Source organism: Frankia sp. CeTa3Moorea, from assembly GCF_978021225.1.
On record NZ_CDXDOR010000003.1, the window covers coordinates 28,162 to 48,787 of the forward strand.

The 20,626-nt window shown below is 70.7% G+C and carries 15 protein-coding genes and 1 tRNA gene; 9 read left to right on the forward strand and 7 right to left on the reverse strand.

Features of this window, described 5'->3' with window-relative positions:
• Window positions 1–120: 120 nt before the first annotated feature.
• Entirely contained in the window at window positions 121–1,230 is a 1,110-nt protein-coding gene (gene pstS, locus AC08OV_RS01155; RefSeq protein ID WP_476612365.1) for a phosphate ABC transporter substrate-binding protein PstS, read from the reverse strand.
• A gap of 1,023 nt (window positions 1,231–2,253) precedes the next feature.
• On the opposite strand from pstS, the gene AC08OV_RS01160 reads away from it, so the two are divergent.
• Together AC08OV_RS01160 and proS are read left to right on the forward strand one after the other, a co-directional pair.
• Entirely contained in the window at window positions 2,254–2,562 is a 309-nt protein-coding gene (locus AC08OV_RS01160) for a hypothetical protein (protein ID WP_476591542.1), read from the forward strand.
• Window positions 2,563–2,731: 169 nt separating this feature from the next.
• Window positions 2,732–4,138, forward strand: a complete 1,407-nt coding sequence (gene proS / locus AC08OV_RS01165) for a proline--tRNA ligase (RefSeq protein WP_476612364.1) — start codon at window positions 2,732–2,734, stop codon at window positions 4,136–4,138.
• Window positions 4,139–4,482: 344 nt separating this feature from the next.
• Here the strand turns inward: proS and pyrH are convergent, their stop codons facing one another.
• From pyrH to AC08OV_RS01180, 3 genes are all read right to left on the reverse strand, one after another.
• Window positions 4,483–5,286 (reverse strand): UMP kinase, encoded by an 804-nt coding sequence (pyrH, locus tag AC08OV_RS01170; RefSeq protein WP_476612363.1) that lies wholly within the window; start codon window positions 5,284–5,286, stop codon window positions 4,483–4,485.
• A gap of 824 nt (window positions 5,287–6,110) precedes the next feature.
• Window positions 6,111–6,187 (reverse strand) — tRNA-Pro (locus tag AC08OV_RS01175).
• Between the two features lie 28 nt (window positions 6,188–6,215).
• Window positions 6,216–7,160 (reverse strand): metallophosphoesterase, encoded by a 945-nt coding sequence (locus AC08OV_RS01180; RefSeq protein ID WP_476612362.1) that lies wholly within the window; start codon window positions 7,158–7,160, stop codon window positions 6,216–6,218.
• 155 nt (window positions 7,161–7,315) lie between these two features.
• Here AC08OV_RS01180 and AC08OV_RS01185 point away from each other — a divergent pair, with 155 nt between their 5' ends.
• Window positions 7,316–7,774 (forward strand): GatB/YqeY domain-containing protein, encoded by a 459-nt coding sequence (locus AC08OV_RS01185; RefSeq protein ID WP_476612361.1) that lies wholly within the window; start codon window positions 7,316–7,318, stop codon window positions 7,772–7,774.
• A 27-nt stretch (window positions 7,775–7,801) separates the two neighbouring features.
• Here AC08OV_RS01185 and AC08OV_RS01190 read toward each other — a convergent pair whose 3' ends face one another.
• Window positions 7,802–10,444 carry a penicillin-binding protein gene (locus tag AC08OV_RS01190; RefSeq protein ID WP_476619153.1) on the reverse strand — a complete coding sequence of 881 codons (2,643 nt, stop codon included), beginning with the start codon at window positions 10,442–10,444 and terminating at the stop codon, window positions 7,802–7,804.
• A 552-nt stretch (window positions 10,445–10,996) separates the two neighbouring features.
• On the opposite strand from AC08OV_RS01190, the gene AC08OV_RS01195 reads away from it, so the two are divergent.
• Window positions 10,997–11,353 carry a WhiB family transcriptional regulator gene (locus tag AC08OV_RS01195; RefSeq protein WP_462185921.1) on the forward strand — a complete coding sequence of 119 codons (357 nt, stop codon included), beginning with the start codon at window positions 10,997–10,999 and terminating at the stop codon, window positions 11,351–11,353.
• Window positions 11,354–11,516: 163 nt separating this feature from the next.
• On the opposite strand, the gene bagB is transcribed toward AC08OV_RS01195, so the two are convergent.
• Complete coding sequence (bagB, locus tag AC08OV_RS01200; RefSeq protein ID WP_476612359.1) at window positions 11,517–12,821, reverse strand: ATPase BagB; 1,305 nt, start codon at window positions 12,819–12,821, stop codon at window positions 11,517–11,519.
• On the reverse strand, window positions 12,818–13,849 hold the full coding sequence (gene bagA / locus AC08OV_RS01205) for an ATPase BagA (protein ID WP_476594878.1): 1,032 nt from the start codon (window positions 13,847–13,849) through the stop codon (window positions 12,818–12,820). Before bagA ends, bagB begins: the two co-directional genes overlap by 4 nt.
• Window positions 13,850–14,081: 232 nt before the next feature.
• On the opposite strand from bagA, the gene AC08OV_RS01210 reads away from it, so the two are divergent.
• From AC08OV_RS01210 to AC08OV_RS01230, 5 genes are all read left to right on the forward strand, one after another.
• A complete protein-coding gene (locus tag AC08OV_RS01210) occupies window positions 14,082–14,246 on the forward strand; it encodes a DUF4177 domain-containing protein (RefSeq protein WP_462185919.1) in 165 nt (54 codons plus the stop codon).
• A 1-nt stretch (window position 14,247) separates the two neighbouring features.
• The gene (locus AC08OV_RS01215; protein WP_476604910.1) at window positions 14,248–14,712 is read left to right on the forward strand and encodes a RidA family protein; all 465 of its coding nucleotides are present in this window, start codon (window positions 14,248–14,250) and stop codon (window positions 14,710–14,712) included.
• A gap of 102 nt (window positions 14,713–14,814) precedes the next feature.
• Window positions 14,815–15,762 carry an NUDIX hydrolase gene (locus AC08OV_RS01220; protein WP_476612358.1) on the forward strand — a complete coding sequence of 316 codons (948 nt, stop codon included), beginning with the start codon at window positions 14,815–14,817 and terminating at the stop codon, window positions 15,760–15,762.
• Window positions 15,763–15,764: 2 nt separating this feature from the next.
• Window positions 15,765–16,634 (forward strand): MBL fold metallo-hydrolase, encoded by an 870-nt coding sequence (locus AC08OV_RS01225; protein ID WP_476612357.1) that lies wholly within the window; start codon window positions 15,765–15,767, stop codon window positions 16,632–16,634.
• Window positions 16,635–16,936: 302 nt separating this feature from the next.
• The gene (locus AC08OV_RS01230) at window positions 16,937–20,560 is read left to right on the forward strand and encodes a tetratricopeptide repeat protein (RefSeq protein WP_476612356.1); all 3,624 of its coding nucleotides are present in this window, start codon (window positions 16,937–16,939) and stop codon (window positions 20,558–20,560) included.
• Window positions 20,561–20,626 lie beyond the last annotated feature (66 nt).

A 20,626-nucleotide genomic window follows, 5' to 3' on the forward strand; every position in this document is an offset into this window, starting at 1 on the left:
CTGGTCTGCCGTTCTGGCCCGGATGCTCTCGCCGTCGTCAACGAACAACGGACCCGCGGTGGGGCTGTTCACCCCACCGCGGGCACCGGATAGTCCGATCGGAGCTGCGTCAGATCGACGTCAGGACAGCTTGTCGACCACCGTGCGGACCCGGGTCGCTACCGAGTCCGGCAGCGGCGCGTAACCAAGGTCGGCGATCGAGGACTGGCCCGCGTCCGACGCGGTGTAGGTCAGGAAGGACTTGACCAGCTTGGCCTGGTCGGCCGGGAGACCCGCGGTGCAGGCGATCTCGTAGGTGACCAGGTAGATCGGGTACGCCCCCTTGGTCGCCGCAGTGTAGTCGAAGGTGAGCTTCAGGTCGTCACCGCTGGCGATCTTCGCGGTGCTCAGGCCGAGGGAGGCACCATCCGTGCTCACCTTGACGTACTCGCCGGCACCGTTCTTGACCGCGACTGTGGACAGCCCGGCGTTCTCCGCGTAGGAGAGCTCCGCATAACCGATCGAGTTCTCGGTGGACTTCACGGTCGCAGTCACCCCGTCGCTGCCCTTGGCACCCTGGCCGCCCGGGGCCTTCCAGTCCGAGCCGGAGTCGAAGGTCCAGGCGGCGCCGGCCGCGCCCTTCAGGAACTTGGTGAAGTTGTCGGTGGTGCCGGAACCATCGGACCGGTGCACCGAGGCGATCGGCGCGTCAGGCAGAGTAACCCCACTGTTCTCCGCCGTGATCGCCGGGTCGTTCCACTTGGTGATGGCACCGGAGAAGATCTTCGCTATGGTCGGGGCGGACAGCTGGAGCTTGTCGACACCCGAAAGGTGGTACATAAGCGCGACCGGGCCGACCACCATCGGCAGGTCGACAGCCGTACCGGGAGTACAGCGATTGTCCGCGTCGGTCTTCTGCTGGTCCTTCAGCGCCGAGTCGGAACCGGCGAAGGAAACCTGCTTGGCGATGAACTGCTGCCGACCGGTCGAGGACCCCGTCGACTGGTAGTTGATCTTTGCTCCGTCGCAAGCGTTCTGGTACGCCTTGACCCATTCGTCCATCGCGTTCTTCTGCGCGGAGGACCCCGATCCGGTGATGGAGCCCTTCTCGCAGGCGATCGCGCTCGCCCCGTTCGACGGCTTCGCCCCGGTGCCGCCGGAGTCACTGTTGTCGTCGGTGCCACACGCCGCCACAGTGAGCAGTGCCACCATTGCAGCCCCGACGGCGGCCTGACGCTTGCCTCGGTTCACGAGCAGCCCTTCGTTCTTGCGCGCTACGGCGCCGAATCGTCCGCCCCCTGGACTGGGGCGCCGACAAGAATCGAAGCCATCTCGAATGAACGCAAGGTGAACGTCCACGAACGCGGACCTATCACCAACCGGAACACATCCATGTCACTGGATTCGTGGTTGATCAGCCAGCCCGCGGCCAATCCGATCACAACTGTGCGTGTCGAATGATCGACAAATAGTTACTCTCACTCGTCACCCCGAACATCACGCCACACCCGGAGCGCCGCGGACGAGTGACCCTCGGCCACGGACAGAAGCGTGATGAGAACGGACGGAAGCGGACGAGAACGGACGGAAGCCTGGAGAGAACGGACAGGAACAGGCGAGAGCTTGACAGGAAGATCGCCGAGCCGCCGGAACTGGATCATTCACGGTCATCGAGCGGCACCATCGCTGCCAACCTTCCGACGCGGCAAGCACCGAAAGTTCACCGACGCGTGTCATGTCCGACCCGGGGCGCCGCGCCCTGCGACGCAGTGGGACGGAGCCGGCGAAGCGGCCAACCCGCGCGCCGCGCTACGCAGCTGATCGGGATCTTCGTCCTCTGTTACCAGACGTCCGCTCTGAGTACAGATCGCCGGTAGCCAACCCCGCGTTCTCGTGCTTTGCTGTAAAGCAACATCGATGTGGCTGACAGCATCAACGGCGTATCCGAATCAACGGCGTATCCGAAGAGCAGCACGACCCGTCCGTTCCATCCGACCAGCGCATCCGCCTGCGCCGGCCCGCCCACCGGGAGCCGTCCCGCCCGGCGATGAAGCGCGCCACGACCAGCCACCGCCGCGTGGCGGGACGACGATGTCCCGTCACGCGGCGGATCGGCGGGGTCCGGCAAGCGGCAGACCGCCTGGCGCAGAGCCCGCGGGTACCGCCGCGCCCGGTCGGCCGGACGACCCGGGGCCGGCGCTGCGCACCCCCGTGCCGGCGGCACCAACCAGACGCGGCACGACACGCGACACGACAACGGAGGACGACCAGAACATGAACACCGTCGACAGCGACGATCTCCTGCCAGAACCCCGTCCGGTCATCGGGGGACGGCCACGGTCACTGGCCGAGGTGGTCACCGTCAACGACGGCTTACTCGTCCAACACGAGCTGCTCCTCGCCCCGGGAGCCACCGCCGCCGACCTGACCACCGCGATGATCCTCGTCCCCCCCACGGCCGCGCTGGTCAGCCATCACGGCGACGTGGACGTCTCACTGGTATTCCAGGAGGTTTCGCGGGATTCTCGGCGCGGGGTCGACGGGCAGCCGGTCGGACGCGGCGGCGATCCGGGCCGGACCTGAACCGTCCCCTCAGCGACCGTCCACTCTGGCGACGGGCCGTCAGCCGAGACGACCGCGACCGGCGCGAGGCGCCTTCCGAGCGGCATCCGGGGGCGCCCGCCGGGGCGGGGACACAACAGGTGCCGGTCCCCGGGGCCACGAGCCGTGGTCGAGGCAATATCGTGGCGGGGTGGCTGTACTCACCTCCCGCTCGACCGACTTTCCACGCTGGTATCAGGACGTGCTCGCCAAGGCCGAGCTGGCCGACAACGGCCCCGTCCGCGGGACGATGGTCATCCGACCGTACGGCTACGCGATCTGGGAACGCATGCAGGCCGAGGTGGACTCCCGGATCAAGGCCGCCGGGGCCGTCAATGCCTACTTCCCCCTGTTCATCCCCGAGAGCTACCTGCGCCGGGAGGCCGAGCACGTCGAGGGCTTCAGCCCGGAGCTGGCGGTGGTCACCATCGGTGGCGGCAAGGACCTGGAGGAGCCCGTAGTCGTCCGGCCCACCAGCGAGACCGTGATCGGCGAATACCTGGCCAAGTGGACCCAGAGCTACCGTGACCTGCCGCTGCTGCTCAACCAGTGGGCGAACGTGGTCCGGTGGGAGCTGCGTCCCCGGCTGTTCCTGCGCAGCAGCGAGTTCCTCTGGCAGGAGGGCCACACCGCGCACGCCGACGAGGCCGATGCCGCGGCCTACGCCCGTCGGATCGCGCTCGAGGTCTACCGCGACTTCATGACGCAGGTGCTGGCGGTCCCGGTGCTCGTCGGAGTGAAGACGCGCCGGGAACGGTTCGCCGGCGCGACCAACACGATGACCTGCGAGGGCATGATGGGCGACGGCAAGGCCCTGCAGATGGCGACCAGTCACGAGCTCGGCCAGAACTTCGCCCGCGCCTTCGACATCGACTTCCTCGGCGCCGACGGAGCCCGGCACCTGGCGTGGACGACGTCGTGGGGCTGCTCGACCCGGATGGTCGGCGGGCTGATCATGGCGCATGGCGACGACAACGGCCTGCGTGTCCCGCCCCGGTTGGCGCCGACGCAGGTCGTGGTCCTGCCAGTGCGCGACGACGAGACCGTCGTCACGAAGGCCCGCCAGATCGCCGCCGCGCTGACCGACGCCGGTCTTCGGGTGCAGGTCGACGCCCGTCCCGGGCTGTCCTTCGGCCGGCGGGTCACCGACGCGGAGATCAAGGGCATCCCGGTACGGGTCGAGGTGGGTCCGCGGGACCTGGCCGCGGGCAACGTCACCCTGGTGCGCCGGGACACCTCCGAGAAAGTGCCGGTGCCGCTGGCCGAGGCCGCCGCGCGGGTGCCGGTGCTGCTGGACGAGGTGCAGGCCGACCTGTACGCCGAGGCGCTGGCCCTACGCGAGAGCCGGACGACGGACGTCGCCACCGTTGCCGAGGCCGCCCGGGCCGCCCAGGCCGGCTTCGCCCGGATCCCCTGGCGCCTTGTCGGCGAGGAGGGCGAGGCCGAGCTCGCCGAGGAAGCGCTCACCGTGCGGTGCATCCAGACACCGGACGGCGGGATCCCCGAGGCCGGCAGCGACGCCGACGACCTCGTCTGCCTGATCGCCCGCTCCTACTGACGTCCAAGATCCCTGGCGTGGTGGCCGTCCGGAACAGAGACGATCAGCCGCACAGGCGGGCGGGGACCTGTCGGCGGCGGCCGTGGAAACCTAGGTCAGTCGTATCTTCACGAACGTATCTTCACGAAGCTTGAATTATGGGACCGGGTTAGGAGTCGTCGTCTTCGTCCACGAAACGGGCGTAATGCGTCCCGCGGTGAGTCCGCCGCCGTGCAGACAAACCGCGCCCGTCCTTCGAGAAGCGGATTCGATCTCCCTCGACCTGCCCCTCGGGGGCAGATCGGGACCGACGTCGAGATCGATTGTGTGGCCGGCGCCTCGGGATCAGGCCGTCGATTTTGGGATCAGGCCGTCGATTCGGCGGGGCTGGCCAGCAGCTCGTTCCCGAACTCTTCGGACTTCTCCGGCGAAGAGGAGATGACCGTCCCCCGGTGCTCACCACGGCAGATCGCCGTCATCGCGCCCCGCTGCTCGATATCGAAGATATGCAGCGGCATACCGAAGTCACGGGCCAAGATGAAGGCCGACTGATCCATCACCCGGAGCCCGCGGCTGATCACCTCGTCATAACTGAGGTGCGAGAAGAGCCTGGCCCCTGGATTGATCTTCGGATCACTGTCGTAGACGCCGTCCACGCCGTCCTTGGCGGCCAGCACCGCGTCGGCATTGAGCTCCAGCGCCCGCTGCACCGCCGGGTAGTCGGTAGTGAGGAAGGGCTGGCCGTTGCCGCAGGCGAGGATGACCGTCGCCCCCTTCTCCAGCAGGTGCACCGCTCGCAGCCGGATGTAGGGCTCGGCCACCGCCGGAACGGGAACCGCCGTCATCACCCGCAGGTTGTCCTCACCCAGCGCGGTGAGCTTCCCCCGGAGCAACAGACTGTTGATGACCGTACTCAACATGCCGATATTGTCGGCTTCGACCCGGTCAATACCCCACCGGTCCGACTGGTTACCACGGAAGAGGTTCCCACCGCCGACGACGATCGCCACCTCCACGCCGGACTGGCGGACGGCGATGATTTCTCGGGCGAGGTGCTCCAGCGCGTTGGAATCGAAGCCGAATTCGGCGGAACCGGCGATCGCGCGACCGCTCAGTTTGACGACCACTCGGCGGTATCTCGTCACTGTCTCCCGCTTCCCCTTTTCCATGGTGCGATCTTAACGTAGGCGGGCCAATGATCGATCATGAGCCCATGACCCCTCCGGTACACGGTAGAGCACCCGGCTCCCGGGCACGTCGCACGACGGGCGCGTCCGGGAGATCCGCCGACGGCGGACCGTACCCGCAGCACCTTTCGCCGGCGGCCCACCGACGACCGCCATCGTGATCAACCGCCATTAGGCTCCGGGGGGCGGCCGGAGGTCGGGCCCGGCAGTGCGTGGACGCCGGCGGTGGGGACGAGACGGCGGCGATGGATCAGTATCCCGCGCCCGGCCGGCACCACCAACATCACCCAAGGACTACGTCACCACTCCCGCCGACCCGAACAACCGCTCCACGCGATCACGAATCTGGATTACCGACAGACGACTTCGCCGGAGCCCGGCAGGAGAATACTGGATATGCTCGAAGCGAGGCCACCGACGGTGAGCGGCGCGACGGATCCGATACCGCGGAGGAGCACTGTTGCGATGTTCTTACCCGGAAGGCCGTCGTTATTACGGTCGACTGCACTGATCCCTATCCTGAGTGGCCTGATCGGACTGGTTGCGTCCACCGTCTGGGGGGATTTCGGCGAATGCAAGCCGCGCAACGCGGCAGGGCAGCAATCGGCCGAAGACGGCAGGCCGATCGGTGCTCTGCCGGCGCCTAGCTGCCGGCTCAGTGCTCGCGGCCGAGGAGGATGTGCGGGTAAGGGAGAGCGGCCGTGGGGTGGACGGGTAATCGGGTAGGACGCTCAGGAGCGGCCGATCCCCCCTGAACGGCAGGAAGCCCGCCTCCCTGCCGGGGAGACGGGGTGCGACGCGTCATCTGGTCGGGGTGGCGGGATTCGAACCCACGACCTCTTCGTCCCGAACGAAGCGCGCTACCAAGCTGCGCCACACCCCGCGACCGAGATGAAGCATACCCGACGGGCTCAGTGGTCCGACGGGGTGGGGTCGCCGGCCGGCACCCCGGCCGGCACCAGGGTGAGCAGGGTCGCCTCCGGCCGGCAGCCGAGGCGCAGCGGCGCGAACGGGGACGTGCCCAGCCCGGGCGACACGTGCAGCCAGGACGACCGCCCGTCGACCTCGTGACGGGACAGTCCGCGAACCCGGGCCCGGTCCAGCCCGCAGTTGGTCACGAGCGCCCCGACTCGGGGCAGCCGGATCTGGCCCCCGTGCGTGTGCCCCGAAAGGGTGAGCCCCACCCCGTCCGCCGTGAACGCGTCGAGGACCCGCGGTTCCGGTGTGTGGGACAGTCCCAACGCGAGCTCGACGCCGGGCTCCGGGGGGCCGGTCACGACCGCGAGCCGGTCGCGGCGCAGCCGGGCGTCGTCCACGCCACGCAGGTCGATCCGGCGACCGTCGACCTCGGTGACCGCCCGCACGTTGGTCAGCTCGGTCCACCTGCTGGCGGCGGCGAGACCACCGGCGAAGGCCGCCCAGTCCAGCGGAGCGCCCTTGGGCTCGGCCTCGTCGCCCCGTCGGAGGTAGCGGTGCGGGCTCTTCAGGGCCGGGACGAAGTAGTCGTTGTTCCCCGGTACGAAGACCCCGGGGAACGAGTAGAGCGGCTCCAGCGCGGCGAGCAGGGGATCCCGGGCGTCGGCCGCGGACAGCACGTCACCAGTCAGGGCGACCAGGTCGGGGACGAGCCGGGCCAAGTCCCCCAACCAGGCGAGCTTGCCATGCTGACGGGGGGTGACGTGCAGGTCGGAGATGTGCAGCACGCGCAGGGGGCGCGCGCCGGCCGGCAGCACCGGGATCCGCACCCTCCGCAGGGTGTACGCCGTGCGCTCGTACAACCCGCCGTAGGCCGACACGAGCGCCCCCGCGGCCGCGACACCCACGAGAGTCCTCGCCGCTGTGTGACGCGCGTTCATCGTCCCAGTCTCACCCACCGCGGGCGGTGACCTGCCGCCACCCGGCCCGGTTCCGCGCGCCGCGCCGCGCGCCACCGGATGCCGCACGCCACCGGGTGCCCCGCCGACGGAACCGGCGTGACCACCGTGCCCGCGGACCATAGGCTCCGGTGGTTATGAGCACCCTCAAGGAACGTCTGCGCGCCGATCTGACCGTCGCGATGAAGTCCCGTGACGAGCTGCGGACGTCCACCCTGCGGCTGGCCCTGGCCGCGGTGAAGGATGCGGAGGTGGCCGGCAGCTCCGCGCGGGTCCTCGACGACGCGGAGGTTTCGAAGGTCCTGACCCGCGAGGTGAAGAAGCGCCGGGAGGCGGCCGACGCCTACACCGCGGCCGGTCGCGGCGACCAGGCGGACCGCGAGCGGGCCGAGGGCGAGGTGATCGAGGAATATCTGCCGAAGCAGCTCGGCGACGACGAACTGGCCACGATCATCGACCAGGTACTCGCGGGTCTGGATGTCAGCGGTCCACGAGCGATCGGTCCCGCCATGAAGTCCGTGCAGGCCGCGGTCGCCGGCCGGGCCGACGGCGGCCGGGTCGCCGCACTCGTGAAGGCCCGGTTGGCGGGCGGCTGAGCGAGCCGCGCGGCCCGCGTGAGCCGGTCAGCGCAGCCGGCTCTCGCCCTGGCCCCGGCCACCCCTGCCGTCCTCCCGGGCCAACGGCCCCGAGCCGCCTGAAGCGTTCAGCTGCCGACGCAGGTCCGTGCCCGGCTGGCCGCCCCCGGCCGGTCGGCCGTCATTCGGCTGGGCGAGCGTTCCGAAGCCGGGTAGCGCCGATCCACCCGGCAGGACGGCCGTGCCGGTCAGCCCCCCGGAGATCTGCAGGGTGACCTCGGTGTTGAGCGAGACCTCACTGCCTGGGGCGGGCGACATCGCCACGACGGTGCCGGGAGGCGCCGGATGCGGGACCGGCTGCGACCTGACATGGAAGCCCAGCTGGACGAGCGTCTGCTCGGCGACCTGCTGCGGCTGCCCGACCACGTCCGGCAGTACCTTCGTCGGCACCTTGGGCTGGGTGTTGTCCGGGGTCGGCAGCGGTTCGACCGGTAGCCCGAGGCCGGCGATCGTCCGGATCATCGTGCGGGACCACACCTGGGCGGGATATCCGCCACCGAAGACGTTGCGACCCTTCACATTGATCAGGGGATGCGACGTCGGTCCGCGCGGGTCCGCGAGGGTCACGGCCGCGGCGAGCTGGGGGATGTAACCCGCGAAGGAGGCGGTGCTGAACCCCTCCGCGGTGCCGGTCTTGCCGGCGGCCGGCCGGCCGATCTGCCCGTTCCCGCTGGCCGTCCCGTGGTTGATGACCCCCTGCAGCACGGCGCTGACCTTGTCCGCAATCTTCGGGTCGAGCACCTGCTGGCAGGGAGCGCCGGTGTCGAAGGGAAGCGGCCGGTCCGTCCCGCCCACCCGCTGGGTGATCGCGAGCACGGTCCGCGCGTCGCACTTCCTGCCCCGCGCGGCCAACGTCGCGTAGGCGGTCGCCAGATCGAGGGTGCTGATCTCGTTGGATCCGAGGGTGGAGGAGCCGTCAACCCGGCCGATCCCGTCCACCCCCCTGCATTCGGGATCGTTGTTGTTGTGCTGCCGGATCCGGCACGAGGTGACGCCCATGCGACGGGCCACCTCGGCCGTCTTCAGCACGCCCAGCTTCTCGGCGAGCTGGATGTAGTAAGTGTTGACCGATGACCAGGTGGCGGTCGTCAACGAGTAGAAACCGTCCTCGCTGGAATCGGCGTTGCCGTAGCAGTTCTTGCCCTGGGGATCCGGGTTCGGGAAGACGTTCGAGTGGTAGCAGAGGGGGGCGTGCAGCGTCGTGGAAAGCGGTAGTCCCGATTCGAGCGCGGAGATCAGAGTGAACACCTTGTAGGTCGATCCCGGGGAGAACGAGTCCTCGTCGACGGGATAGATCTCCTTGGTGTGGACGAAGTCCGTGGACAGGGCGGCGGGCTGTCCGTCCGCCGCCGGGCCGTAGACCCGGTTGATCGCCAGGGCGAGCACCTGGCCGGTGTTCGGCTGCACCATCGCGACGCTCGCCGCCACCCGGTTCCCGATCGGGATGACCTCGGTCGCGGCCGACTGCGCCGCCTGTTGCGCCACCGGGTCCAGCGTCGTTCTGATCGTGAGGCCGCCCTCGAACAGCAGTCTGCGCGCGTCCTCCTCCGTCGGGGCGAAGGATCTGTCGTTCAGCAGCCGCTGGCGCACGAGGGCGCAGAAGAACGGCGCGACCGAGTCGGCGCAGGGATCGGCCGAGTGGGGCGGCCGGTTGAGCACCACCTCGCCGTCGTGCGCCTGGTGAAAGGCCGCCGCGTCGATGTGATGAAGTTCGAACATGCGGTCGAGGACCACGTTGCGCCGTTCCCGCGCCGCCTGCGGATGCATCACCGGGTTGAAGGCGGTCGGGTTTTTCACCAGGCCGGCCAGCAGCGCCGCCTGCGGCAGGGTGAGCTTGTCGACGTCGACGTTGAAGTAGTGCTGCGCGGCTACCTGGACGCCGTACGCGCCATCGCCGAAGTAGGCGATGTTGAGATAACGCTCGAGGATCTCGTCCTTACTCAGATGGGCTTCGAGGTACAGCGCATAACGCGCTTCCCGAAGCTTGCGCTGGACGGTCTGCTCGGTCGCGGCCTCCTTCGCCTCGGCCGTCGTCGCGGACATCAGAAGAACGTTCTTGACGTACTGCTGGGTCAGGGTCGAGCCGCCCTGGGTGACCTCGCCGTTCTCCCGGTTGGTGAGATACGCCCGGACGAGACTCTTGTAATCCAGCCCGTCGTGCTCGTAGAACCGGGAATCCTCGATGTCGATGATCGCCTGACGCATCACCGGCGGAACGCGGCCCAGGGACACGACCTCGCGGTCCTGCTCCCCGCGCAGCACGGCGAGGACGTTCCCCCGCGCGTCGAGGACGCGCGACGCCTGGGCCAGCGGGGGGACAGCCAGGTTGGCCGGCAGGTCGAGGAAGTCGTCCGCGCCGCCCTTGACGGTCAGTCCGGCCGCCCCCACCACCGGCAGGGCCAGCATGCCGACGAGCACACCCGCCACCACGCTGATCACACCGGCGCCGAGCAGCCGCGTGGCCACGAACCCCAGCCGGCGGGCCGATGATGCGAGGGGACGAGGCGCGGGCTGGTCGACGTCGCCGAAGCGGAGTTCGTCAGGCTCGTACCGGCGCCCCGGTACACGATCGCGGGCGGAATCCTCGAACCGCCCACGACCGGGCGTGGGGTGCCCAGGGGGCGCGGTCATCCAGGGACCTCCGTCCAGCCAGGCTGGGCCACCCGTCGGAGCATACGGGCCAACATTCGATCAACAAGCGCCACCCCCGCCACCCCGATTTCCACGAACACCGCAAGGCGGCGGCCCATCGCAGCCGATAATGCCGTGAGCTGGGACGTCGCAGTTCCAGCCCCGGCCGGCGACCCTGCCGGTCCCGGGCGCGCCCCGGAGGACCGTGACAACCTCCACACCGGCTGCCCCGCCGTCCACGCTCCACACCTCTACTTTTAGGCGTCATCGCGATTTCTGTCCCACAGTGGGGCAATCTCGTCAAAACGGAAACGAAGCGATGAAGAACCCGCACCACCTCCGAGCCGATACCTCATTGTCACGCAACAGACATGCGGAAGTCACAGACAGCACTACCATGGCGATCCGGATCAATGGCCCGGACTAGTCATTTGGACAACCACCCGTGTGGGGTCTGTGCCGTGGCCACGCCACTCCGTACGGTTTCGGGGCAACGCCACGTCACCACCCGCACGGGCCCCTGACCCGGACTCGAGAAGAAAGGCAGGTGGCATGACCAGAAGCCTGACCCCCACCGTCAGCACGCCACGCCGTGCCAACACGACCCATCTCGTGGGTTCCACCGTCGACGGCGACTGGACGGCCCACGCCGCCTGTCGCGACCTCGACCCGGATGAGCTGTTCGTCCAGGGCGCCGCCCAGAACCGGGTGAAGACCCGGTGCTTCGGCTGCGCCGTCCGCACCGAGTGCCTCGCGGACGCTCTCGACAACCACGTCGAGTTCGGCGTCTGGGGGGGCATGACCGAACGGGAGCGTCGCGCGCTGCTACGTCGCCGCCCGGACGTCACGTCTTGGCGGAAGCTGCTCACGGACGCCCAGGCCGATCACAGATCGGCCTCCGCCGGCTGATTCAGCGGTGGTCCGACCAGTCCCCCAAGGCCGATCGGATCCTTCGCCGGCTATCCCCGCCCGAGGACAACGTCGTCCCGGTCCGGGATCACACACGTCCGCTGTCAACCGCGTTCTCTCGCCCGGATGAACCGGGGCTCGCCGATCAGGCTGATCAAGCTGATCAAGCGGTCCGATCCAGCCGTTCGTCACGCGCGAGCGCATCGCCGATCTCCCGCAGTCCGACGAGATCGTGCACGTCTTCCGACAACGCCTCCACCTCCACCATCGGGGTGTCGGGATGGGCGCTGGTGAACCGCTCCCGCAGCCGCGCCTCCCGGCTCGCCAGCCGGACCCGATCGGCGTGGATGCGCAGCACCGCGGCGGCAAGCGGATGCTCCCCGTGCTCCTCGAGGTTCTCGGCGGCGGCGAGGCTGCGCTCGACGTTGAGCGCCTCGGCATCGCTGTGGTGCATCCGGTTCACGACCAGTCCGGCGAGGGGCATCCCCTCCGCGTCGAGCCGATCGACGAAGTAGGACGCCTCCCGTAGCGCCGCGGCCTCGGGCGCGGCGACCACGATGAACGAGGTGCCGGGATCGCCGAGCAGGCGGTAGGTCTCCTCCGCCCTCGCCCGGAAGCCACCGAACATCGTCTCCAGTGCCGCCACGAACTGGCTGACGTCGGTCAGCAGTTGGGCGCCGAGCACCTTGGTGAGGACTCGGGTGAACATGCCGAGGCCGGCGCCGAGCACCTTCACGTACGCCCGCCCGCCGGCCTTCGCCGGCGCGAGCAACAGTCGTAGCAGCCTTCCGTCGAGGAAGGCCCCGAGCCTCGTCGGAGCATCGAGGAAGTCCAGCGCCGACCGGGTCGGGGGCGTGTCGACCACGATCAGATCCCACGTGCCGGTGGCGTCGAGCTGGCCGAGCTTCTCCATCGCCATGTATTCCTGGGTGCCGGCGAAGGAGGACGACAGCGACTGGTAGAAGGGGTTGGCAAGGAGGGCCTCGGCCCGCTCGGGGGTGCTGTGCGCCAGGACGATCTCGTCGAACGTCCGCTTCATGTCCAGCATCATCGCGTCGAGGCGACCACCGGCGGCACCGTCGGCACCGGCCACCTCGCGTGGGGTGTTGTCGAGCGCGGTCAGGCCCAGGGCCTGGGCGAGTCGCCGCGCCGGGTCGATCGTCAGGACGACGACGTTGCGCCCGCGCTCGGCCGCCCGCAGCGCGAGCGCCGCGGCCATGGTCGTCTTGCCGACCCCACCCGAGCCACAGCAGACCACGATTCGTTCCGTGTCGAGCATCGCGTCGACGTCGAGCAGTGGCACGCCGGCCGGATGCGGACGCGTCCGGCGCGTTCCCGGCCCGCCGCGACGCGCCGCCGACTGCCGGACGCTCCCCGCTGCCGGCCTTCGCCGCCCCGCGGACGGCCCGGCGGACGGCGCCCCGGGTTCCCGCCGTGGTGCACCGGGCGTCGGGCACGCGGAGCTCATGCCACCATCTGCTGCGCCCGCAGCATCTCCGCGAACCGGTAGACAGTGCCGAGGTCGACGCCGTCCGCGACCAGCGGCACCTCATACACGGGGCGGCCGAGCCCGGCGATCTCCGCACGCTCAGCCGCCTCCAGCGCGACGCGATCGGCGTGCTGGGCCGCCTCCCAGGCCAGCGCCTCGACCAGCTCAGGGGTGGGCTCCATCCCAGCCTCCTTGATCCCGGCGGCAATCTCTTCCCGGTCCAGCTCCCCGCGCCGGGCTAGGCGGGACTCCTTCGCGCGCAGCAGGGGCGGGCGGGTCATGTTGACCACCACACCGCCGAGCGGCAGACCAGCGCGGGTCAGCTCGGCCACGCCGTCCACCGTCTCCTGCACCGGCATCTCCTCGAGGAGGGTGACCAGATGCACGGCGGCCCGATCGGGCGCCAGCACGGCCATCACGCTGTCGGCCTGGGCCCGGATCGGCCCGACCTTGGCCAGCCCCGCCACCTCCGCGGTGACGTTGAGAAACCGGGTGATCCGACCGGTGGGCGGCGCGTCGAGCACCACCGCGTCGTAGGCCAGCCCTCCCGGCCGGGTGGCGTCGGGCCGGTTGACCGCCTCCTTGACCTTGCCGGTGAGCAGCACGTCGCGAACCCCGGGAGCGACGGTCGTGGCGAAATCCACCGCGCCGATCCTGCCCAGGGCCCTCCCGGCCCGCCGCAGGTTGTAGAACATCTCTAGATACTCCAGCAGGGCCTCGTCCGCGTCGATCGCCAACGCGAACACCTCCCCGCCGCCGGGAGCGCTGGCCACCTTGCGCTCCCGGTAGGGCAACGGAGGGGTGTCGAACAGCTGCGCGATCTGCTGCCGGCCCTCGACCTCGGTGAGCAGGACTCGACGACCATCGGTCGCAAGCGCCACGGCCAACGCGCCGGCCACGGTCGTCTTGCCGGTACCGCCCTTGCCGGTAACGATGTGCAACCGCCGGTCCCATGGACCGGCCACCTCGCTACTCACTTCCTTGGTCACGGTGTTCTCACTGTCGATCACAGCGTTCTCGCTGTCGGTCACGGTGTTCTCGCCGTTCACAGGCTTGACCGTACCCGCGTGCACGGTCCCCACCACGGTGGTGAGCCGGGAGAAAACCCGCGGCGCACCGCGGGGCGAGCCAAGGTAGGGGATGTGGGGAGAGGTGACCGGGACGATGTGGCGGCGAAGGCTCGGGCCCGGTGACACGGGTGTCCGGAACCGTCGGCGCGATGCTCTAAGGTCCGGTGTCATGCAGACGAAGTGGGAGTACGTGACGGCGCCGGTGCTGATCCACGCCACCAAGCAGATTCTCGACAACTGGGGTGAGGACGGCTGGGAGCTGGTCCAGATCGTTCCCGGTCCCAACCCCGAGAGCCTCGTCGCCTACTTCAAGCGTCCCAAGAGCCAGTCCTGACATGGCCGCACCGAGCGAACGCCTGGCGGCGCTGGGCCTGACGCTGCCGCCGGTCCCGACCCCGGCCGGCGCCTACCTTCCCGCGGTCCGGGCGGGCGGCCTGATCTGGACGGCCGGTCAGCTCCCGCTGGTGGACGGCCGGCTGGCCCACACCGGCCTGGTGGGCGCGGGCGCCGAGGTGACCGTCGAGCAGGCCGCGGAGCTCGCCCGGACGGCCGCGCTCAACGCGCTGGCGGCAGCGGCGTCGGTGGCCGACGGACTCGACGGGATCACCCGGATCATCAAGGTGGTTGGATTCGTCGCGAGCGCCCCCGGCTTCACCGGCCAGCCAACGGTCGTCAACGGGGCGAGCGAACTGCTCGCGGCGGTCTTCGGCGAGGCCGGTCAGCATGCCCGCTCGGCCGTCGGTGTCTCGGCGCTGCCGCTGGGCGCACCGGTCGAGATCGAACTGGTGCTCGGGGGGTAGTAGGCGGTCCCGCCGGTGCCGGCCTCGGGGTCGCGGCGGCGCGCCGCGGCCGCCGGGACAAACAAACCCCGCCTCGGCACCAACGGCTCTAGCATCTGGGCAATGGTCGACCACAAGGCTGCCCTGATCGCTCGGCTGCGCTGGTCCCCGGCCGACGGAGGCCGCCGCGACGAGGTGACGGCGCGCCATCCGCCCGCGCCACCCGCGGCGGTGCGCGACGCCTCGACGGTCGTGCTGCTGCGCGACGCGCCGGGTAACCAGGGGATCGAGGCATACCTGCTGCGCCGGGCAGCGACCATGGCGTTCGCCGGTGGGATGTACGCATTCCCAGGTGGACGAGTAGATCCGGCCGATATGGGGCCGGACGTGCCCTGGGCGGGTCCATCGGTCGCCGAGGTCATGCACGCGCTCGACGCTGATCCCGCACTCGCCCGCGCGCTCGTCTGTGCCGCCGTGCGGGAGACCTTCGAGGAATGCGGGATCCTGCTGGCCGGCGCGGTGGCGGGCGAGGACGGCCGGCTCGGCGGCGGCCCGGAGGCGCTCAGCGATCAGGTGCGGGCCGCCGAGCGCCTCGCACTGGAACGGCACGAGCTCGGCCTGAGCGCCCTGCTCCGCAAATACTCCCTCGTGCTGCGGGCCGATCTCCTCGCCCCCTGGGCCAGATGGGTGACTCCCGAGACCGAGCCGCAACGGTACGACACCAGGTTCTTCGTCGCGGCGCTTCCCACGGGCCAGCATCCCGGCCAGCCCTCCAGCGAGGCGGACCGGATGCAGTGGATACGCCCCGCGGACGCCCTCGAACGCCAGATGGCCGGAACGATGGACATGCTGCCACCCACCGCGTTCACCCTCGCCGAACTGTCCGAATACGACGACGTCGCGGCGGTGCTGGCCGCCGCCCACGCCCGCGACCTGTCGCCGATCATGCCGAGGATTCTGGTCAGCGGCGGCGAAGCGCGCCTCCTGCTGCCGCATGACGAGGCATACGACGACCCGGGAAACCACGACGACCTGCGGGACGCGGGCCCCGCCGACCGGGCGCAGCAGTAGCCATGGCCGCGCCTCGACAGATCACTCCCCTGGCCGCCGTGCTTCTCGCTCCGAATCCGGGCCCGATGACGCTCGACGGCACCAACACCTGGATCCTGCGCGCCGCCGGCGAGGAGAGGTGTGTGGTCGTGGACCCCGGCCCGGACCACGCCGGACATCTGGCGGCGGTCGCGGCGGCCGGCCGCGTCGACCTGATTCTGCTGACCCACGGCCATGTCGACCACAGTGCCGGCGCAGCCACGTTGCACGATCTCACCGGCGCCCCGGTCCGGGCGCTCGACCCCGTCTTCCGGCTGGGATCGGAGGGGCTCACGGCCGGCGATGTGATCGCCACGGCCGGCATCGAGCTCCGGGTCCTCCCCACTCCGGGGCACACCGCCGACTCGTTGTCGTTCTTTCTACTCGGGGAAGACGGGCCGCCCGGCGGAGACGAGCACCCCGCGGATTACCGGGACCGGCCGGAGCCGGGCCCGGCCTCCGGCGGCCTCCTGCCCGGTCCGGCGGTGCTGACCGGAGACACGATTCTCGGGCGTGGCAGTACCGTGGTCGCCCACCCGGACGGCCGTCTCGGCGACTACCTGGACAGCCTGCGGCTGCTGCGGGAACTCGGCGAGACCACCGTGCTGCCCGGCCACGGCCCCGAACTGCCCGCGGCCGGCCACGCGGCCGAGCGCTATCTGGCTCACCGCCACAGCCGGCTCGACCAGGTGCGGCGTGCTCTGGTGGACGCCGGGGTCAACGCCGCGGAGGCGGATGCGGCCGACGTGGTCCGCCGGGTCTACGCGGACGTCGACCGCGCCCTGTGGTTCGCGGCGGAACTGTCGGTCCGCGCCCAGCTGACCTACCTGCGGGAGCACCCCGACGGCGCCTGATCAGCCCAGCCGGCCAGCCGGAATGCCGATGGCGAGCGGCACGTCCGTGGCAGCGGTAGCCGGACGGCCGCCTCACACCACCGAGAGATATCGGATCGATACCACGCGGCGGTATCGCAGCAGCATCGACGCGGCTGCGGTCGGTCATCCGACAGGACGGGATTCGGGGAAGGAGACCCAGGCCACTAAACTCTGGCACGGAGGGAACCGCCCGTGCGCAGGATGACGATTTCGACCAGCCGGAAACCGGGCGACCGGTCCGGCCCCCCACCCACCGGCCACCCGGACGGGAGGCCCCACCCATGGTGATCACAGCTCCGCACACGGGCCCGCTGCGGTGCCCCCGGTGCAGCTCGGCGGCCGTTCCGGGCGGACGATTCTGCTACCACTGCGGCTTGGAGTTCACCTCGGTCGAGAGTCCCGCGGTAGATGCTTCCGAGCGCCGGGTCGTCACCGTTCTGTTCGGTGATCTGTCCGACTTCACCGCCTGGGCGGAGGATCGCGATCCGGAACGCGTCGGGGAGATGACCGATCGGGTCCTCGCCGCCCTCGCCCACGAGATCGACGAGGTCGGCGGCCGCGTCGACAACCTTACCGGCGACGGCATCATGGCCGTCTTCGGGGCCCCCACCGCCCATGAGGACGACCCTGAACGTGCCGTTCGGGCCGCCGCCGCGATGCAGGAGACCGTTCGTCGGCTGGTGCTCACCTCCACGGGGGGTGACGATGACGGCCGGCTCGGCCTGCGGGTGGGCGTCAACACCGGCGAGGTCCTCGCGGGGGTGCAGGCCGCACTCTCCTACACCGTGATCGGCGATACCGTGAACACCGCCGCCCGGTTGTCGGCCGCGGCCACGATCGGCACCGTCTACGCCGGCCGGGAGACCGCGCTCGCCACCCGGTCCGTGGCTACCTGGCGAGAGCTGCCCGACCTGGTCCTCAAGGGCAAGCGGGAGCCCGTCCCAGCCTATGAGCTGGTGAGCCTGCGCCCGTCGAACGTCGCCCGCCCCGGACTCGCCGACGACGCCATGTTCCTCGGCCGGGACGCCGAGCTCACCTCGCTGACCGATCTGTTCGACCTGGTCGTCACCAACCGGTCACCCGAGGTGGCGCTGATCACCGGGGAGGCCGGGATCGGCAAGACCCGGTTGGCCGTCGAACTCGCCTGTCGGGCGGAGCGGGCCCCTGGCACGACGGTGCTCTGGGGACGGACGGTCCGGCACGGTGACGGCCATGGGCTGGCGCCCCTGGTCGACGTCGTTCGCAACGCGTGCGGGGTGACCGACGGCGACTCCCTCGACCGGGTGGCCGACCGCGTCCGGCGAACTGTGGCGGGGCTGGCGCATCCGCACAGCGGTGCCCGGCTGCCACCCGGCATCGCCGACCGACTGCTGCTGCTGCTCGGCGTTCCGCTCGACCGGCGGTCCGCCGTCGCCACCGCGGCGGCTCCGGGGGATCCGGCGGCCCGGGCCTCGCACATCGCGGAGGCCGAACAGCGGTCCGTCGACGCGACGGTGGACGCGGTCGCCCTGCTCCTCGGCGCGCTCGCGTCCTCCGGGCCCATCCTGGTCATGATCGACGATCTGGAATGGGCGACCAGCCAGCTCAGCGACGCGATGAGCCGGCTGGCCTCGGCGTTGTCCGGACCGGTTCTGCTTGTGCTGCTGGACCGGACGGGTCCACGGCTCGCCGAGCTGCCCCACATCCATCGCATCGCCCTGCGGCCGCTGAGCCTCGAGGCCTCCAGCCGCCTGTTGCAGGATCATCTCGGCGGGGTGCAGCTGGAGCCCCGCGGCCGGGCCGATCTGCTCTCCCGGGTGCATGGCAACCCCTTCTTCCTGGTGGAGCTGCTCAACCTGCTGATCGACCGTGGAATGCTGCACCAGTCGGCCGAGACGACCAATGGGGAGTGGCCGGGCTGGGTCCTCGAGGGCTCCCTGACGGAGGCGACTCTTCCCGCTGGGGTGCAGTCGGTGCTGGCCGCCCGCATCGACGATCTCGACCCGGTGGCCAAGGCGGTGCTGCGCGCGGCGGCGGTGCTCGGCCCGCGGTTTCCCGCCGAGGCGCTGCCGGTGGTCGACGAACGGCCCGCCGAGGAGGTCACCCGCGCGCTGCGGGTACTGACCGAGCGCCAGCTCGCCCGGCCGCCCCGGGCGACGGAGACGAGGTGGCGGTTCGTCCATCCCATGGCCCGCGACGCCGCCTACGCCGGGCTGCCCAAGGTCGAGCGGGCCCGCCGGCACGCCACGGCGGCGCGCTGGGGGGTGACGGCGATGGTCGGCAGCTCGCGGGCCGTCTCCACCTTTGTCGCGAACCACGCCCTGCGGGCCTATGACCTGGCCGCATCGATGAACCTTCCCGCCACCGATCCGGCCTGGTCGTCCCGGATGTCCGGGTTCCACGCACATGTCCGGCTGGCGCGCGAGGCGCTGGCCCGAGACGATCATCGGGCCGCCGCCGACCTGCTGGCCAACGCGCGCCGTCTGGGCCGCGGCATCATCGACCCGGACGAGGACAATGCCGCCCGCGTGCTGCACGCCGAGGCCCTGGTCGCGCTGCGCCAGCTCGACGAGGCCGAACGCACGCTACGCCCCACGCTACGGGCCAACGCACCCGCCCGACGGGCCGCCGCCTTCTCCGTGCTCGGCGAGCTGCGCCAGAAGCAGGGACGCGCCGAAGAGGCGGCGCAGTGCCTGCTCACCGCCCTGGAATCGGCGCAACAGGCCGGTGACGACCACGCGGAGGCCGCCGCGTTGCGCCGGCTGGGCATGCTCGAATACAACGCTGGCCGCATCGACGCGGCGGAGGAGCGCTACCGCGAGGCCCTCGCGATCGCCCGCCAGGTCGACGACCCCCGCGGGGTCGGGTGGGCGTTGCAGCACCTGGCCTGGAGCGCCACCACCCGGGGGGACTACCCCCGCGCCGAGCGGACGCTGCGCGAGGCGTCCGCGGTGTTCGACCGGCTCGAGGACACCGGCGGCCTCGGCTGGTGCCGGGGCACGGAGGCGCTGGTGCTGCTGCTGTCCGGGCAGCTCACCCGGGCCCGCGAACTCACCCGCGAACTGATCGAGCTGGCCAGTTCCGTGGGCGAGCAGTGGGGGATGGCCGTCTGCCTCACCATCGACGCGATAGCGGCCGCCGAGCTGGGCGACATCGCCACCGCCGAGGCCCACGCGGAGCGGGCCGCTGAGCTGTTCGCCAGCATCGGCGACGCGTGGGGAACGATGCTGACCCTGGTCGCCCGTGGGCTGGCGGCCCGTGGCACCGGCGAACCGGCCCGCGGGGCAGAGTACCTGGAACAGGCGTGTGCCGAGGCGGCCGCCCGCGGGCACGTCGTCGTCGGCGCGCTGGCCCGGGTGCTGCTCGGGCTGACCTGGCTCGACGCCGGCGAAGTGGACAAGGCCGGGCAGGCCGCCGAGATCGCGCAGGCGGACCTCGCGCAGCTGGAGTTGCGCCCGCATGCCCAGCTCGGGGCGAAGGTACTGGTCGCGCAGATCGCCCGGGCTCGCGGGCGGCTCGATGAGGCGACCGAGCTGTTGCGGGAGGCATTGTCGGCAAGCGAACCGGCAACCCTGATGTTCCCCCGCCGGCAGGCATACGCCCATCTCGCCGGCATCCTGTTGGATGCCGGGCAGCCCGCCCAGGCTCTCATCGTGGCCCGGCGCGCGGTCAACGTGGATGCCGAGGACGTACGCGCCCAGGTGCTCGGTTACCGCGCGCTCGGCACCGCGTTGGTGGCCAACGGCGATCTGGAAGGCGGTCGTGCCGCCTATCTGCGGGCCCTGGCGGCCGCGACCGCCACGGGGGCTGTCAGCGAGGCGCCGCAGACCCGCCGGCTGCTGGGGAACCTGCCGGTCAGCGGGGCCGCCGACGCCGCCGGCGGCGCGACCACCACCCCCGCGGGCGTGGCCGGGACGGCCGGATAACCCGCTGGAGCGGTCACCTCCCGTGGCCAGGCCTTGCGCGCGTCGACCGGCGCTCGAGGCCCCGGC

What these genes read in the sequence shown, in the direction of transcription:
- AC08OV_RS01215 (WP_476604910.1), top strand. Translation starts at nt 14,248, where the DNA reads ATGGCCGCACCGAGCGAACGCCTGGCGGCGCTGGGCCTGACGCTGCCG.
- AC08OV_RS01230 (WP_476612356.1), top strand. Translation starts at nt 16,937, where the DNA reads ATGGTGATCACAGCTCCGCACACGGGCCCGCTGCGGTGCCCCCGGTGC.
- AC08OV_RS01190 (WP_476619153.1), bottom strand. Translation starts at nt 10,444, where the DNA reads ATGACCGCGCCCCCTGGGCACCCCACGCCCGGTCGTGGGCGGTTCGAG.
- AC08OV_RS01195 (WP_462185921.1), top strand. Translation starts at nt 10,997, where the DNA reads ATGACCAGAAGCCTGACCCCCACCGTCAGCACGCCACGCCGTGCCAAC.
- AC08OV_RS01180 (WP_476612362.1), bottom strand. Translation starts at nt 7,160, where the DNA reads ATGAACGCGCGTCACACAGCGGCGAGGACTCTCGTGGGTGTCGCGGCC.
- AC08OV_RS01225 (WP_476612357.1), top strand. Translation starts at nt 15,765, where the DNA reads ATGGCCGCGCCTCGACAGATCACTCCCCTGGCCGCCGTGCTTCTCGCT.
- pyrH (WP_476612363.1), bottom strand. Translation starts at nt 5,286, where the DNA reads ATGGAAAAGGGGAAGCGGGAGACAGTGACGAGATACCGCCGAGTGGTC.
- AC08OV_RS01185 (WP_476612361.1), top strand. Translation starts at nt 7,316, where the DNA reads ATGAGCACCCTCAAGGAACGTCTGCGCGCCGATCTGACCGTCGCGATG.
- bagB (WP_476612359.1), bottom strand. Translation starts at nt 12,821, where the DNA reads ATGAGCTCCGCGTGCCCGACGCCCGGTGCACCACGGCGGGAACCCGGG.
- AC08OV_RS01210 (WP_462185919.1), top strand. Translation starts at nt 14,082, where the DNA reads ATGCAGACGAAGTGGGAGTACGTGACGGCGCCGGTGCTGATCCACGCC.
- AC08OV_RS01220 (WP_476612358.1), top strand. Translation starts at nt 14,815, where the DNA reads ATGGTCGACCACAAGGCTGCCCTGATCGCTCGGCTGCGCTGGTCCCCG.
- AC08OV_RS01160 (WP_476591542.1), top strand. Translation starts at nt 2,254, where the DNA reads ATGAACACCGTCGACAGCGACGATCTCCTGCCAGAACCCCGTCCGGTC.